The following is a 16,358-nucleotide window of genomic DNA, read 5'->3' as shown; positions in this document are numbered from 1 at the left end:
TATTTTATCATCATATCAAAATAAGTATTAAATTTTTATTTATTTTTTCCATAAATACATTGTAAATTTTGCAAATTTGAACTTGCATTTAAAAGTAAAGCATCAGCCATGCATATAGCTACCATAGCATTTACTACAACACTACCTCTTATACCCACACAAGGATCATGTCTACCTTTTAACTCATACATGATATTTTTTCCTTGAATATTTTGTGTTTGCTGGGGTAAAAATATAGAAGGGGTTGGTTTAAAATATGTTTTTATATTGATAAAATTTCCATTAGAAATTCCACCCAATATACCTCCGCTATGATTACTTAAAAATACTCCATCTTTTAGCTCATCATTATTTTCGCTTCCATACATATAACTGCTTTGAATGCCACTTCCTATTTCTACAGCCTTAACTGCATTTACACCCATAATCGCATGAGCAAGTTTAGAATCAAGCTTATCATACAAAGGCTCACCTAAGCCTATGATAGGGTTTTTCACTCTAGTAAAAACTCTTGCACCTACGCTATTTTTAGCATTTTTAGCCTTTAAAATTTCATCTTTAAAGTTTTGCTCTAAATTTTTATCTAAAGCATAAATTTCACTATTTTTAGCATAATTAAAATCGAACTCATCATTACTAAGTTTGCTATCAATACTTCCTACCCCAAAAACTCCACTCATTATTTCTATATCAAACTCTTTTAAAAGCATACAAGCTAACGCCCCTGCTGCCACTCTTGCTACACTTTCTCTAGCGCTAGCTCTTCCACCACCTCTATAATCTCTAATGCCGTATTTGTGATAATAAGTAAAATCAGCATGTGCAGGACGAAACACATCTTTTTCATAATCTTTTGAGCGTGTATTTTCATTATACACCAATACACTTATAGGAGTTCCTGTTGTATAACCCTCAAAAACCCCACTTAAAACTTGAGCTTTATCTTCTTCTTTTCTAGAGGTACTAAATTTATTTTGACCTGGTTTTCTTTTATCTAACATTTCTTGCAAAAAATCAAAGTCAAACTTCACCCCTGCTGGCATACCATCTATCACACAACCTATAACTTGACCATGAGATTCGCCAAAACTTGTAAATTTAAATCTTTTTCCAAAGCTATTCATAGTTTTCCTAATTTTTCAAGTGCTATTTTGGCACATTGTTGTTGGGCTTCTTTTTTACTACCTGCTATAGATCTTGCTACTTCTATACCTTGAATTTTTACTGCAATTTCAAATTGCTTTTTATGATCAGGTCCAAAAGCTTTCATCACTACATACTCGGGTGTGCCTGCCATATTTGCTTGTGTAATTTCTTGAAGTCTTGTTTTATAGTCTTTAAATAAACTTTGTGTATCAATATGTGGATAAACTTCATTGAGTAAATTTAATGCTATGTTTTTAGTTTTTTCAAAACCTATTTCTAAATACAAAGCTCCCATTAAAGCTTCAAAGGCATCAGAAAGTATAGAAGGTTTATTGCGTCCATCATTATTTTCTTCTGCAATAGACATAAAAATACATGTTCCAAGATCAAGTTTTTGTGCTAAGGTTGCAAAAGATTTTTCATTTACCAAAGCTGCCCTAAGCTTAGAAAGGTTTCCTTCTGAGTCTTTTTGGAATTTAAAAAACAAAAACTCCCCTACTACTAAATCCATTACAGCATCACCCAAAAACTCTAATCTTTCATTATTATAAGGCTTTTTATAGCTTTTATGTGTCAAAGCTTCGATGAGCAATTGCTCATTTTTAAAATGATAACTTAATCTTTCTTGGAGTTTTTTAAGCATTTATCAACCTTTCTTCTTGGAGTTTCAAAGCTGCATTTCTTGCTAGTTCATCACAACGCTCATTTAATTCATGGCCATTATGTGCTTTGATCCAAAAAGCAGTTATTTTATGATCTTTAGCAACATTTAAATACTCTTTCCAAAGATCAATATTTTTTTTACCTTTAAAATCTTTTTTTATCCAACCTTCAAGCCATTCATTAATACTTTGCACCATTAAATTTGAATCTGTGTATAATTTTACCTCGCATGGCTCTTTTAAAGCTTTCAAAGCTTGTATAATGGCCATTAACTCCATACGATTATTTGTTGTATTCTCGCATGCCCCACTTTGTTCTTTTTGATGATTTTTATAAGTTAAAACATAAGCCCACCCTCCAAAACCAGGGTTATTTAAACACGAGCCGTCTGTATAAATTTCAATATTTTTCAAGCTTTTACCTCATAATAAATCTCACATTTTCCAAATTCATAACAAAATGGACAATGATAAAAAAACAAAGGACTTTGATTTTTGCAATTATTACACACATAAGTAAAGCTAAGATTAGCACTTAGCTTATTATCATTTAAAATTTTTAAAATTTTTAGTTTATGATTTTTTATAGGAATAGATTTTGTACTTAAATTTTTTGCATAAAAAAACTCATGGTATTTTTCATCTTCAAGATTAAGCGGGCTTTTGCATTCATTAAGCAAATCAATGACATTTTCAAATTGAGGCATTTGAGTAAGCTTATCTTTATAATGCAAAAAACAAAATCTTAAAACATACTCATTATCTTTGCTAAAAATTAAAATTTCTTTAATCTTTTGCTTTTGCTCTTTAGAACTTGCTTGAATTTTTAAAGCCTTTATCAAAGCTTTTTCTGCATATATATTTTCTCCAAGCTCAAATAAACATTCTAAAACATCTAAAACCTTATCATAATCTTTAAGTTTTAAATACACAATTTTTAAAAGTTTTAAGCTTTCTTTATTGCGTGCTTTGATTTTTAAAGCATTTAACAAAGCTTCTACACTACGCTCTAAAAATCCTGCTTTTAGATAAACTTGTGCTAATGAAAAAAAGATAAATTCTTTCTGGTTAGCCTCATTTGTCTTTTGCAAAGCTATAAGATAAATTCCCACAGCTTTTTCAAATTCACCACTTTTGGTAAAAATTTGAGCTAGGAAATTTAAATTTTCTATACTTAAATTGGCATTTTTTAAAATCTGCTGATGGGTAGAATTGATTTCAAATTTTTTTACAAAACGATCAAGCTTGCTTTTTTGATCTTTGCTTGCAAAAAACCGCCATATATAATGTGAGCTAGCAACGATAAAAATCAAAGCCGTCAAAACAATAAGACCAAATAAAGGATCGCGGTATTCTACAAAGAAAAAATCCATAATCTTGCAACTTAACTTTCAAATTTATAACAATTATAGCTAAATGCTTATATAATTTTCTTTAAGGTTTAAATATGATAGAACAAGCAAGTATAGAACAACTTTTACAAAAAACAGATATTGTTGATATTATAGCTCATTATGTTGAAGTAAAAAAACAAGGTTCAGGCTATGTATGCGTTTGTCCTTTCCATGATGATAAAAATCCTAGCATGCATATTAATTCTATTAAAGGATTTTATCATTGTTTTGCATGTAAAGCTGGGGGCAATGTTTTTAAATTTGTAATGGATTATGAGAAATTAAACTTTGTTGAAGCGGTAGAAAAGGTTGCTTCGTGGAGTAATTTTTCACTTACTTACACCTCGCAAAAACAGGATAATAAAAAATCTATCACTCACATCTTACCTACTCTTAATGCTTTTTATAAGCAAAACTTAGCTAAAAACAAAGAAGCTTTAACTTATCTTTATAAAAGAGGTTTAAATGATGAGGATATTAGAACCTTTGAGCTAGGCTTTGCACCAAGTTCTAATGAAACACTAAGACTTTTACAAAATGAGCAAATCACTCAAGAAGAAGCCTTAGAGGTTGGCGCAATAAAACAAAATGAAAATGGTGCTTATGCAAGTTTTATCAACCGCATTACTTTTAGTATTTATGATCATAAAAATTTACTCATAGGCTTTGGTGGTAGAACTTTAGATGAAGCAAATATGGCAAAATATGTTAATTCACCTCAAAGCAAACTTTTTGATAAATCACGCGTTTTTTATGCACTCAATTTAGCAAAAGATACCATTTACAAACAAAAAGAAATGATAATTTGTGAAGGTTATATGGACGCCATAGCCTTTCATAAGGCAGGATTTAAAAATGCTGTAGCAGTTTTAGGAACAGCTTTAGGTGAAAATCACATACCTTTGATAAAAAGATTAGAGGCGAGAGTGATTTTGTGCTTTGATAATGATAATGCAGGACTTAATGCTGCCGTGCGTTCAGCACATTTACTAAGTTTAGCAAAAATTGATGGAAAAGTAGTTTTAATAGAAGGCGGGAAAGATCCGGCTGAACTAGTGGCTACTCATCAAGAAAAATTGCTTTTTAATATTTTAGAAAAAGGTATAGAACTTGGAGAATTTTATATAAGAAATTTGATCACAAATTTTGATTTAAGCTCAGCACTTAGTAAGCAAAAGGCTTTAGAAGAGGTACAAAAATATACTTTTAACCTTGAACCTTTAATAGCAAATTCCTACACTACCTTAGTAGCAAATCTTTTGGGTGTAAATATTAATGATATAAAACTTTCTAAAAATACTAGAAAAAATATAAATTTTTTTACTCCTACAAAACAAAATAAAATCAACAACATAAGCGAGTTGGAGCTTTTGAAATTTTTATATGAAAATCAAAAAGCCATAGGACTTTTTAAACTTTTAAGCACAAAAGAATATTTCTTACATCAAGATATCGCTAAGGCTATTTTAGAACAAAAAGACTTTAATGATCCTAGCATAAGAGAACTTTATGAGATCGAAAATATTAAAATTTTAAGTAATTTAGAAGAATTTTTATATGCTATTTGCAAAATTAATTTTGCTCATTTTAACAAATTAAAAAACTTAAATTTAAAACAAGCCTTTAAAAAGCAAATTTATAATTTGCTCAATCAAAATTTAGAAAAAATCAAAAAAAACTATCAAAATGATGAAAATTTTTTTAATCATTTAATGGAAGTTTTAAAAAATGTCCAATTTTTAGATGATGAGGGAAGTTTAGAATTATTTTTAAGTAGATTACAAAAAAATATAAAAGATAAAAAAGCAATTCATTATAACTTTGAAGAAGAAGTTTTTTAAATAAAAACTTACATAAAAATTAAAAAATATTCACTACAATATGCCAAAAATTTCGAAAGGAAAAAATGAAAGCATTAGCACTTTTTAGTGGTGGCCTTGATTCTATGCTTGCTATAAAACTTATAAGCTCTCAAGGCATAGAAGTAAAAGCTTTAAATATCAATATAGGCTTTGGTGGCACAAGCGATAAAAGCGAACTCATGACAAAACGCGCTGCTATGGCAGGGGCTAGTTTTGAAATGATAGATGTAAAAAATGCATATTTGCAAGAAGTTTTATTTAACCCTCAATATGGCTATGGAAAACATTTTAACCCTTGTATAGATTGTCATGCTTTTATGTTTAAAACCGCTCTTTCTATGTTAAAAGATGAAAACGCAAGTTTTATCATCACAGGAGAAGTAGTTGGTCAACGCCCTATGAGTCAAAGAAATGATGCTATGGCTAAGGTAAAAAAATTAGCACTTGATGAAGAAGATTTAATCTTGCGTCCAATGTGCGCTAAAAATTTACCTTTAACCAAACCTGAGCGTGAAGGTTGGGTTGATAGAGAAAAGTTAGAAAACATCAGCGGAAGAAGTAGAAAAAGACAACTTGAACTAGCTGCCAAATTTGGTTTTGAAGATTTTGAAAGTCCGGGTGGTGGATGTTTACTCACACTTGAGAGTTTTTCAAATAAAATCAAAGATTTTATTAAATTTGATAAAAATATGCAAGTTAATGATGCACAACTTTTAAAATATGGACGCCACTTAAGACTTCCAAATGGCTCTAAAATGATAGTAGGTAGAAATGAGCTAGAAAATCAATTTTTAAAAGAATTAAAAACTCAAAAATATGAAGAATTAAAACTCTTTGATTTAATCGGTGCTTATTCTTTGGTAGATGAAAATATCAATCCACAAGATCTTGAACTTGCTCTAAGCATAGCACTAACTTATGCTAAAACTCAAAATAATACAAAATACAAAATAGGTTTTAAAGATAAAATTTTCCAAAGTATGGCTTTTGAAGATAAAAATAAAATTCAAGAGTATTTTATAAATTAAACTACCCTTAAAAAGGGTAGTTTTTTTAGAATTTCTTTCTTCTAACTTCTGCTACAATATCAGCCGACATAGAATCAACTTCATTTGCTACAGAATTAGTTGCATGTGCAATTTGTGAGTTTTCTTTAGTTAAACCATCTATTACTGAAACAGATTGATTAATTTGTGAAATTCCTAAAGCTTGTTCTTTAATACTCTCACCCATTTCATTAATAGATTGAACTAAGATATTAGTATTAGCTTCAATCTCACCTAAAGACTTTTGAGTTCTTTCTGCTAAGTTTCTAACTTCATCAGCAACAACAGCAAAGCCACGACCATGTTCTCCTGCACGAGCTGCTTCAATAGCTGCATTTAATGCAAGTAGGTTAATTTGATCAGCAATATCTCTAATAACATCAGTTACATCTTTAATATCGCTACTTTGTTTAATAACCTCTTCAGTTCTTGCTGCTACTGCGTTCATAGAAGCACTCATTTCTTCAACAGCAGCTGCGCTTTCTTGTAAAGAATCAGCTTGTTTTTGTGCGCCATCATTAAGCTTTAAAACACTCTCTTTTAAAGCATCAGCTTTAGTTTGAAGCATTTCCCCTTGTTTTAATGAAGCTTGAAGCATTTTTCTTATTTCTTCTCCGACTGCATTAAGCGATTTTTCTATCTCACCATCAGCATACTCAAGCTTATCTGAAAAATCAAGATTTTTAAAACTTTTAAAAACTCTTTCTATTTCATTTAAATCTTTACCAATTTTCATTTGCATATCATCAAGCATTTTATTTAATACTTCTTTTAATTCCACAAGTTTTGGATTAACAGGATTTGCTTTTATTCTTTGAGTAAAATGTCCTTTTTCTATATCACAAGATACTTCTAAGATATTTTGCACAGTTATGTCATCTTTTTCTAAACAAGTATGTATATATTGAACATTATCATTAATCATTAATGCCATTTTTCCAAGTTCATCATTATATCTAGGAATTAAAACCTCAACGGTTGGAAGCTCATGATTTAAGTATCTAAAAAATTTCATTAAATGATCTTGAAGTCTTTGCACTCTTATAGAAACTATTCTTTTTACTGAAGTACCAATCACAACTACTATAACAATTATCGCTATAATAGAATTAATCAAAATAATATTTCTTAAATCCACAATAGAAGCATATACAGATTCATTTGGGACAATAGCCAACATAGCCCAATAAATTCCTGTATTTGGCCATATTTCAAATACTCTTATAGCACCATGATATTCACTACCATCATCTGCTTTATAATCAATAGCTCCTGCATGGATAGTTTTTTGTGCTTCTATTATATGAGCTGTATTTTTATTAACCTCTGTAATCTTTTTTGTAACAAATTCAGCATTTGGATGCGTAGCTATAACACCATTACTTGCTATTAAAATCCTCCTTGCTCCTTGATAAATAGATCTTGAAGAATCATTTAAAAAATCAGCCGTAGGTTTAAGATCAAAAAGCATACCAACAACACCTATAGCCTTTCCTTTTTTATCTGCAATAGGTGCAGCTACATGAACACCTAGAAATTTATTTCCATGTATGTTATACCATCTTGGTTCTCCAAAATATAACTTACCCCCCCCCCATCAAATTTTTTATAGCATTCGTTTTAGCAATCTCTTCACTTGCTGCTAAAGTTTGCATACCGCCAGCATTGTTAATATCTACATCTCTCATTAACACCATAAATTCATTATTATTTGAAAAATATTTTACATCAACACCCAAATTTTTATATGCAGTTCCGTCTTTTAAATAATAATAACCATAAGCTATATCTCCATTTGCATCAATGGCTTCTCCGAGGATATTTTCTATCCTTTTTGGGTTTATAGCACCTTCTGAAATAAGATTGTTTAAAGTTCTTTGTGTACCAATAGTACTGACGAATAAAGACCTAATGCTCGCTTCAGCTTGATTTCCATAACGATGCACAGAAGCTGTGAGTGTATTTTCTATTTGTGTATTTAAAATAGCTGTGGATCTGTTTATAATCAAAAAAGATAAAATACTTAAGATTAAAACAACCGTTATAATAGCTATTGCAACTATTTTAGCACCAAGACTCCAATTACGCATTTTTTCTCCTTTAGTTAATAAATTATAAATTTTTATAATTATAAAAACTTTTCATTAAATAAAAATTAAAATTTATTAAAATATTAAATATTTTATAAACAATAAAAATTATCAAGTTAAAGCTAAAGAATTGAGTAGTTTTTACAAAGAAAAGAAGTTGAAGATTTATTTAAATGGATGAATGAAAATACCAAATCACCTCGTTGGCTGAGCGTAAATGGAATAGATTATGATGAAGCTTATGTTAAAATTTTTCACACAAGCAAAAGCATAGATGAGTTTAAAGAAAAATACCTTGAGCTTCAAAATACATACTTTATTGATTTTAGTAAAAAGATTAATGAACCTCAGGAAACTTTAGAAAAAGACAAAGAAAAATCTTTCAAACCTATACAAGGTGAAAGTAAAAATAAAGAAACCTACAAAGATGATAATGCAAAAAATGAACTTATAAAAAACTTTTAAAAAATAAATTTAGCACAAGAGAAGAATTAGAAATTCTTTTTGGTATGAAATTTAATGACGATGTGGGAGAATTTAATCAATTTCTTTCTCAAAATATCACTCCAAAAATTATAGATATTAAAGTTTAAAAATATTTTTATAATATTAAAATATATTAAATTTTATAAAATCATTAGAACCATTTTCACTAATAACATTAATAACATATTTACCTTTTTTTAAATCTAAAGATAAACTTTCTTCTTTTCCTTCAAAAATCAATTCTTGATTTAAATACCAAAAAAGTTTTTCTTTTTTAGGGTTTATAAGTTTAATTAACAATTTTTGCTTACTTTTTAAATCTTTTGGCAAAATGATATTAAGATTATTTAGTGGATATATGATTTTTAAATTTTGATTAGAGCTTTGTAAATTTTGCTTTTCTTTTGCAAAAAATGCTTGTGCATTGGAAGGTAAATTTAATATAATCTTTTTCTTTGCATGGATGAAATTTTCATCTAAAGAATCAACTTCTTTATTTTTATACATAAAAACTTCTTTTAAAAATGGTGAAGTTCTTAAGACATTTGCACTTTGCGGGTAAAGCACTTCTTTAAAGTCAAATTTATAATCATATCTATATCCTGTTTGATTTTCAATTTTGATAGAAACTAAATCATTAGGTTTTTCAAATTCTAAATTAACTCTCTCAAGCAAGGCTAAAAGTTCAAAAAACAATTCCCCTGCTATGCTTACACCATATAAATTTGCATTTGCCTCGCCATTAAAATTTCCAACCCACACTCCTAAAGTGTATTTTGGAGAAGTTCCTATAGCCCAGGCATCTTTTCTACCATAACTTGTGCCTGTTTTCCAAGAAATAATAGTATTAAAATCATATTGTCTTAAACCTGCTCTATCTAAATCCTTTAAGGTTTGTAAGGTTAAAAAGCTTGCTCCATCACTAATAAGCTTTTTATTTTCTTTAGTAAATGCATTTTCTTCATATAAAAGCTCTTTAAAATTTCCATAATTTCCAAGTCCTAGATAGATTTTTACCATATCTTCTAAACTAAATTCTTTTGTGCCCAAAATCAAAGAAAGTCCGTATTTTTTAAAATTTTCATCTTCAAAATCTAAAATATCTTTGAGCTTATAAAAAAACTTCTCATACCCATATTCTGCAAGTAAGCTTACAAAAGGAACATTAAGTGATTTTTGCAAAGATTCTTTTGCGCTAATAAAACCATGGTATTTTTTATTTGCATTTTGTGGAGCAAAGTTAGAAAAAAATGTAGGTACATCAAGCATTAAAGATTCAGGCACTATAAGTCCCTCATCTATGGCAAAAGCAAAAAGCAAAGGTTTTAAGGTTGAGCCCACACTACGCTTTGCTATCACCCCATCAACTTGACCAAAACTTGCAAAATCATAAAAATCATTAGAGCCTACATAAGCTAAAACTTTATTTGTTTTGGTATCTGCTAACAATATAGCTAGATTTTTTATGCCTTTTTGTTGTAGTTTATAAGAATATTCTTTAGCTTTTTCTTCAAATTTAATTTGAATTTTTTTATCTATACTAGAAACGATTTTTTCTTTATCCGCTAAAAGCCTACGCGCTAAATGTGGAGCTAAGTTTTTCCTTGTTTTAAAGCTAGGAAGTTTTTCAGCCTTTGCAAGAGTTAAAATATCTTTAGAAAAATATCCCTTTTCAAAAAGCCTATCAAGCAAAGCATTGCGTTTTTTTAAAAGTCTATCTTTGTTTTTTTCAAGATTAATTAAACCTGGATTATTAGGAAGCACAGCAAGCAAGGCTGCTTCACTCCAAGTAAGATCTTTTAAATCTTTTTCAAAATAAAATAAACCCGCACTTGCAACACCTACTAAATTTCCTCCATAAGGAGCATTATTTAAATAAAGTCTTAAAATTTCTTCCTTATCATAAGCGCTTTCTAAAGCAAAAGCTTTGATGATTTCATTAAATTTATTAAAATATGTGCGTTTGTTTTGCTCTAGAAGTTTGATTGTTTGCATAGAAATTGTACTTGCGCCACTTCTTTTACTTGAAAAAATATTATTTTTAAAAGCCCTTATAATCGCTAAAAAATCTACTCCATAATGAGAATAAAAATTTTTGTCTTCATATAAAAGAACTGCGCTTTTTAATTTTTGCGGTATAAACTCACTCTCTAAATGCCATTGTTCGTTAGAATCTAAAAATACACTAAGAATTTCTTTATTTTTATCAAACAAAACCTTACTATAAGTGCATTTAAATAAATCCTTACTATCAAAGCTAAAATAAATTAAGCCTATGTAAAGACATAGACTTAAAAAGCATATTGCAAGGCTTATTTTGATTTTCACTGCACTACTTTAACTCTTTTACTCTCACTTAAAGCTCTATAAGCATTATCATACATTGCTTCAGCATAAGCTCCACTCAAAGTATAAACACCTGGAGTAACAGCACTTAATTTCACAAAAAATTCTCTTGACTCATCAGAGTATAAAGGAAAGAAATACATGATTTTATCATCTCTTATATCTACAAAATCATAATAAGAATTTTTCACAAAATCAGGAGTTTCATCATCTAAAAGATCATGTACTATCTCCCATCCACTTGGTAAAATTTGAGTTAAAGCTATATTAGAAGTGCCCGGATAATTTTTATTTGATATTTTTAATTTCATATAAAAAATTTGAGAGCTTTTTATAGCACTTTCATCTATTTCATTTCCATTTTCATCATAAAAACTTCTTTCTATATACATACGCTGCGCAAAAGGTTCGACAATACCTTTTTTAATTCCCTCTACTCCAAAATGCACATAAGTATCTTCTTTAGCTTCTATCAAAGCGCTGCCTTGATTAAACTCAAATTTAGAAAAACTTGTATTGAGCTTTTTACTCTCACCATTAATTTTTACACTTGCATTGATAGTTTTAGGATTTTCATTACTAAAGCTATTTGCCAAAGCATATAAAGCATAGCCTGTGCTTTGAGTGCTAAGCCAAGCTTGGCTTTCTAAAGTTTTTTTAATATCATCTAATAATTCATCATTATTTTTACCATAAATTATTTTATACGCATTTGCAATAATAGCTTCATCTCTTAGAAAAGATCCATAAGTATGAGTATAATTAGCTTTTTCATCGGGCTTTGTGCTTAAATTTTTAGCTATATTTAAAGCTACCTCATCAAAACCTGCTAATTTATAAGCTGTACTAAGTTGCCAAAGACTTACATTGTTTAAGCTTTGCAAATAAGTACTATCTTCATAAATAGCATTCATTATGCTTAAATTTGGCTCTTTGGCTAAAGCTAAAAGATATAAAGAATTTATTCTAATTTCTTTATTTGTTTGAGCTTTTAAAACATAGTGTTTTTGATAATCAAGCCATGCTTTAAACATTCCCTCGCTCACATAATAGCCTCTTTCTTTGGCTAAAATCATAAACATACCTGCATAATTACTTCCCCATGCATCAGAATCTTTAAGTCCTTGCCAATAAGCAAAACCACCATTAGCAGTTTGAAAATTTGCGTATTTACTTAACAATGCATTGATATTGTTAATATTTTTTTGTTCATTTGCCCCTTGATCAAGTTTTTGCAAAAAGAGTTGCGGTAAAACTGCTGAAGTACTTTGCTCTATACATCCATAAGGATAATTTTGCAAGTATTTTAATCTATGATTTATATTTAAAATAGGCTTAGAACTCACACTTAAAAACGCCACTGGGTTGATATAATCTTGTGTGATTTTAAACTCCATAGAAGTATTTACAGGAATTTTAAAAGATTTTCCCTCATAAGTAATCGTATTTAGTGCTTTTATGTCAATTTGAGTATTTTGAGTATAGGTGTAATCTTTTGCATTTAAACTTAACTCTATTTCTTCCACCCCAAGCTTGCTTGAATTTACTCTTGTGTTAATATAAATATCTTTTGTTTTTTCATTACCAAAATCAATTAAAATTTCATCTTTTTCAAAATTTATGAGTGAATTTTTTGTTTTTAGTTTAAGTTTTGCATTTTTTACATCATCATCTACTTTAAATACCTGCACCAAAAGCTTAAACTCATCATCAAGTCTTAAAGCCCTTGGCAAAGTTTCAAGCATTACAGCAGGTGCGCTAACTTGGATATCTTTAGAAGCACTGCCAAAACCTGCTAAGTTGTTCGCCACTACCATAACTCTAACCGAACCTAGATACGAAGGCATATTAAATTTTAATTTTGCATAACCATTTTCATCACTTTGCACTGGCTCTTGAAACAACACAACAGGTTTAAATCGTCTTGCTTTTTCATCGTTTTTACTTTTATTTGCCCTACTTTCTAAGAAAACATCACCGCCTGTAGTTAATACCTTGGAAGCATTAGAAATATTTTTAGCAATGATTTTATCATAGGTATCATATATGCTCATATTAAAGCGAATTTTTTGATAAAAATATCCCCAAATATCTGGGGTTTTAAAAGCATTCGCATCAAGCAAACCCTCATCTACAATAGCTATGGTATAAGTATAACTTTGCTTGTTTTTACTTTGAATTTCTACTTCAAAATCTTGTTTTGGCATGATTTTATCCGGTACTTTTAAATCAAGCTCGATTTTACTTTGTTCATCTACTACATTCAAAGGCACTACACCAAAAAGTCTTAAGGCTCTATCGTTAGTGTATTGATTATAATCTTGAAGCAAAATCACACTCACATACACATTTGGCTTATATTCTTTAAGAATAGGAATTTCAACCTTTGTAATATCTTCATGCGTATCTATCACAAAGCGTTTTAAAACCTTTACATTATCATTTAAAGTAACGATGGCTTTTGCACCCTTAACACTTTCAAATTCAATAAAAGCTGTTTCGTTTGGTTTGTATTCTTTTTTATCACTTTTTATTTTTAAAGAACTCACTATATCAGCATTACTTGGCGCACCAAAACTACTAATATAAAAAAACTCTCCTGTGCTTGTTTTACTTTGTGTATCTTCAAGCTCTATAAACATTTCACCATGGTATTCTTTGGGATCAAATTCTATTTTAACCGGTTTACCCTTACTTAAAATAGTTCCTTGGGTAATGATTTGTGTGTTTTTATCTTTTTTGAGTGATTTTAAAAAATCATCATAATTATCATAATCCCACCACCAAGAATAATCATTTGCATAAATAGTATATTTAATCTCCCTATTTGCTATCAAATTCTCATCTAAATCACTCACAATAGCTTCAAAATTAATTGTAGAACCCGAGCTTAAATAGTGATTTTTTAAACGCTTAATACCCACAAAATACTCATGTAATATCACTTGTGAATTCACAAGCGCTTCAACCGATCTTGAACCTTTTTCAAAAACCCTAGCCCTTATGTTAGCTTCAAGATTATATGGAGTATTTTTAAAAAAATCTTTTAAAGCAAATTCTTGCTTTACAAAGCCACTTTCATCTAAAATACCTTTTAAATTATCTTGATATTTTTGCACTAAAACACTAGGATTTGAAAAAATATATTCTGGATATTTTGAATTTTTATATTCTTTTTTACTTACAAATAAATCAGCTTGATATTGTAAATTACTTGCTGGTGTTCCAAAAAGATATTTTGAGCTAATATTAAAATCTAATTTTTCATTTTCTTTTATACTTTTTGGAGCTTGTATAGATACTTTTATACGATTTGGCACTATATTTTGCACTAAAATTTCTTTATCAAAAATAGCATTTGCAAATTCTACTCTAGCTAAATACACTCCACTTAAAGCTTGTTGATCAAGTGAAATCTTTTTATAAAAAGTTCCATTACTCAAAGGATCAAGTTTAATTTTATCTAAAAACTTTTTATTGCGTGGATCAAAAAAACTCAAAAATATAGGGTGATTAACAGCTCCTTTATCATTTCTTGCAACCATAGTTAAATGTATATCATCACCTGGTCTATAAACCCCTCTTTCTGTGTAAATAAACACTTTGTTTTGAGAATTTTGCTCTAAACCATCTACATCAAAACCATCATATAATAAAGGCGAACTTAAGCGTAAAATAGAAGCTTGCTTATCTTTTGAAGCAATGATAAATAAAGCTCTTGACTCATCAATATCATCAAAAACAGCCAAACCATTATCATCGCTTGTCTTAGAAGCTAAAATTTGATTGCTTTTGCTAATTATATCAACCCTAACCCCACCTAAAGCCTTTTGTGTGGTAAAATCTCTTACATCGACAAAAAGTTTTTTATTTAAATTTTGAGCAATTAAAGCTATATCTGAAAAAATCAAATTTTTACTAATCTTTGCTTTTTGATCGAAAAATCTTTGCTTTTTCCAACTCTCCATACCCTCATCAAAAACATAATCAATATCTTCTTCTTTAAAATAAAGCTTAACTATAAACACACCACTTAAATCTTTTAAACCATCTAAAGCTATCTCATTTTCTTGCCATTGATTTTTAACATTTTTAATATCAAAGTCTTTTTTTAATACTACTTCACTAGTATAATCACTCTCTGAAAAAATATCACTATCATAATCACTTAAATTTTTAGCACCTTGAAGATTTTTATATCTTAAATATTCACTTAAATTATTTGAAAATACCTGATGAACTTCTAAATGGATCTTTTTAATATTTAAACTTTTAAAAGCTATTTTTTTACTCGCTTTGCTAGATAAAAATACCCCTTGATTTGTAAAACTTATAGCAGGCTCATAGTCTTTTAAGCTCACTTGAGTTTTATAGCTTTCTTTTGTACTAATTCCATCAGCGCTTTTAATCCCTTGAGCAAGTTGAATTTCATAAGTTTTATTTGGAGTAAAATTTCCTGTAAGCTTGATTTTATTCCCAAATACCAATGCTTTAAAATCTACTTTGGGTGTAATAAAAATCAACTCTTTTAAATTTTGATCTTGCGAAATACTTTGAGAAAAAAGTAATTCTATGTTTTTATTGATTATATTTGCATTTTGAAATACAAATTCGTTCTTTGCAAGTAAAATATATTCTAAATCTATATTTTTCTCTAAACCTAAAATTTCTTTATCAAAAACTACTTTTATATTAGTGTTTGTATTTTTAATTTTTAATGGCTTAGAATACACACTTGCTATATCATCTTGGATGATAATTTTATCTATTTGAATTTCTTTTTCTTGTGCATTAATTTTTACAGCTTTTAACAACTCATCTTTATCAAAAGCATAAAAACTTTGAACATTTAAAATCAACACACTCTCATCATTTGATATATTTTGAAAATATCCTTTGACATCTAGTTTTTCAAAAGGAGTTTTTACTTTTAATTGTACTTTTTCATCAGCTACAATATCATTTAAGTCTATAAAAATATCATAATTTTGATTTGCTTTTAAAGAAGTGTATATGTTTAATCTTGTGGAAGTTTCAAGTTCATACTTTGCTTTTATTTTTTGATTATTAATAACAATTTCTCTTTCTTTTACAACACCTATGTTTTCTGTAATGATATTGGTATTAAATTCTATAAAAATACTATGCGTATTTTCATTAAAACCATAAGATCTTATAATAGAATTCTTATCTTCATTTTTAGAACATGCAAACAACAAGCTTGCAAGCAAAACAATAAAAAAATAATGTAAAAATCCTTTCATGGGTATCCTCTTTTTGGTAAATTTTTCAAATTATATCTAAATTCACTCTTGCTTCACTCAAA

The 16,358-nt window shown here is 28.8% G+C and carries 9 protein-coding genes and 2 pseudogenes; 3 read left to right on the top strand and 8 right to left on the bottom strand.

Annotation, left to right across the window (positions count from 1 at the left end; all coding sequences use genetic code 11):
* Positions 1-35: 35 nt before the first annotated feature.
* The 4 genes from aroC to L8X50_RS05930 are packed head-to-tail and all read right to left on the bottom strand — an operon-like array spanning position 36 to position 3,181.
* Entirely contained in the window at positions 36-1,124 is a 1,089-nt protein-coding gene (gene aroC / locus L8X50_RS05945) for a chorismate synthase (protein WP_263660659.1), read from the bottom strand.
* Entirely contained in the window at positions 1,121-1,789 is a 669-nt protein-coding gene (rnc, locus tag L8X50_RS05940) for a ribonuclease III (RefSeq protein ID WP_263659574.1), read from the bottom strand. Before rnc ends, aroC begins: the two co-directional genes overlap by 4 nt.
* Entirely contained in the window at positions 1,782-2,222 is a 441-nt protein-coding gene (rnhA, locus tag L8X50_RS05935; RefSeq protein WP_263660658.1) for a ribonuclease HI, read from the bottom strand. Before rnhA ends, rnc begins: the two co-directional genes overlap by 8 nt.
* On the bottom strand, positions 2,219-3,181 hold the full coding sequence (locus L8X50_RS05930) for a hypothetical protein (RefSeq protein WP_263660657.1): 963 nt from the start codon (positions 3,179-3,181) through the stop codon (positions 2,219-2,221). The genes rnhA and L8X50_RS05930 overlap by 4 nt, the downstream gene beginning before the upstream one ends.
* A 74-nt stretch (positions 3,182-3,255) precedes the next feature.
* Here L8X50_RS05930 and dnaG point away from each other — a divergent pair, with 74 nt between their 5' ends.
* Positions 3,256-5,043, top strand: coding sequence for a DNA primase (dnaG, locus tag L8X50_RS05925; protein WP_263660656.1), 1,788 nt, complete (start codon positions 3,256-3,258; stop codon positions 5,041-5,043).
* Between the two features lie 65 nt (positions 5,044-5,108).
* On the top strand, positions 5,109-6,092 hold the full coding sequence (locus L8X50_RS05920; RefSeq protein ID WP_263660655.1) for an argininosuccinate synthase: 984 nt from the start codon (positions 5,109-5,111) through the stop codon (positions 6,090-6,092).
* A gap of 25 nt (positions 6,093-6,117) precedes the next feature.
* On the opposite strand, the pseudogene L8X50_RS08345 reads toward L8X50_RS05920, so the two are convergent.
* Positions 6,118-6,564 (bottom strand): annotated as a pseudogene (locus tag L8X50_RS08345) (methyl-accepting chemotaxis protein); the annotation flags it as partial.
* A 1,129-nt stretch (positions 6,565-7,693) separates the two neighbouring features.
* Positions 7,694-8,200, bottom strand: coding sequence for a hypothetical protein (locus tag L8X50_RS05910; protein WP_263660654.1), 507 nt, complete (start codon positions 8,198-8,200; stop codon positions 7,694-7,696).
* A gap of 159 nt (positions 8,201-8,359) precedes the next feature.
* On the opposite strand from L8X50_RS05910, the pseudogene L8X50_RS05905 reads away from it, so the two are divergent.
* Positions 8,360-8,793, top strand: a pseudogene (locus L8X50_RS05905) (hypothetical protein); the annotation flags it as partial.
* 16 nt (positions 8,794-8,809) lie between these two features.
* On the opposite strand, the gene pbpC reads toward L8X50_RS05905, so the two are convergent.
* Together pbpC and L8X50_RS05895 are read right to left on the bottom strand one after the other, a co-directional pair.
* Positions 8,810-11,014: a penicillin-binding protein 1C gene (pbpC, locus tag L8X50_RS05900; protein WP_263660653.1), complete on the bottom strand. Its 2,205-nt coding sequence runs from the start codon at positions 11,012-11,014 to the stop codon at positions 8,810-8,812.
* On the bottom strand, positions 11,011-16,296 hold the full coding sequence (locus tag L8X50_RS05895) for an Ig-like domain-containing alpha-2-macroglobulin family protein (protein WP_263660651.1): 5,286 nt from the start codon (positions 16,294-16,296) through the stop codon (positions 11,011-11,013). The genes pbpC and L8X50_RS05895 overlap by 4 nt, the downstream gene beginning before the upstream one ends.
* Positions 16,297-16,358: the final 62 nt, after the last annotated feature.

This window comes from Campylobacter sp. CNRCH_2013_0898h (genome assembly GCF_025772965.1).
Lineage (GTDB): Bacteria > Campylobacterota > Campylobacteria > Campylobacterales > Campylobacteraceae > Campylobacter_D > Campylobacter_D lari_D.
The sequence above is the reverse complement of the archived record's forward strand: the minus strand, read 5'-3'. Positions and strand labels throughout refer to the sequence as shown.

Coding starts and splice junctions, on each gene's coding strand:
- aroC (WP_263660659.1), bottom strand. CDS start 1,124: ATGAATAGCTTTGGAAAAAGATTTAAATTTACAAGTTTTGGCGAATCT.
- rnc (WP_263659574.1), bottom strand. CDS start 1,789: ATGCTTAAAAAACTCCAAGAAAGATTAAGTTATCATTTTAAAAATGAG.
- L8X50_RS05930 (WP_263660657.1), bottom strand. CDS start 3,181: ATGGATTTTTTCTTTGTAGAATACCGCGATCCTTTATTTGGTCTTATT.
- dnaG (WP_263660656.1), top strand. CDS start 3,256: ATGATAGAACAAGCAAGTATAGAACAACTTTTACAAAAAACAGATATT.
- L8X50_RS05920 (WP_263660655.1), top strand. CDS start 5,109: ATGAAAGCATTAGCACTTTTTAGTGGTGGCCTTGATTCTATGCTTGCT.
- L8X50_RS05910 (WP_263660654.1), bottom strand. CDS start 8,200: ATGCGTAATTGGAGTCTTGGTGCTAAAATAGTTGCAATAGCTATTATA.
- L8X50_RS05895 (WP_263660651.1), bottom strand. CDS start 16,296: ATGAAAGGATTTTTACATTATTTTTTTATTGTTTTGCTTGCAAGCTTG.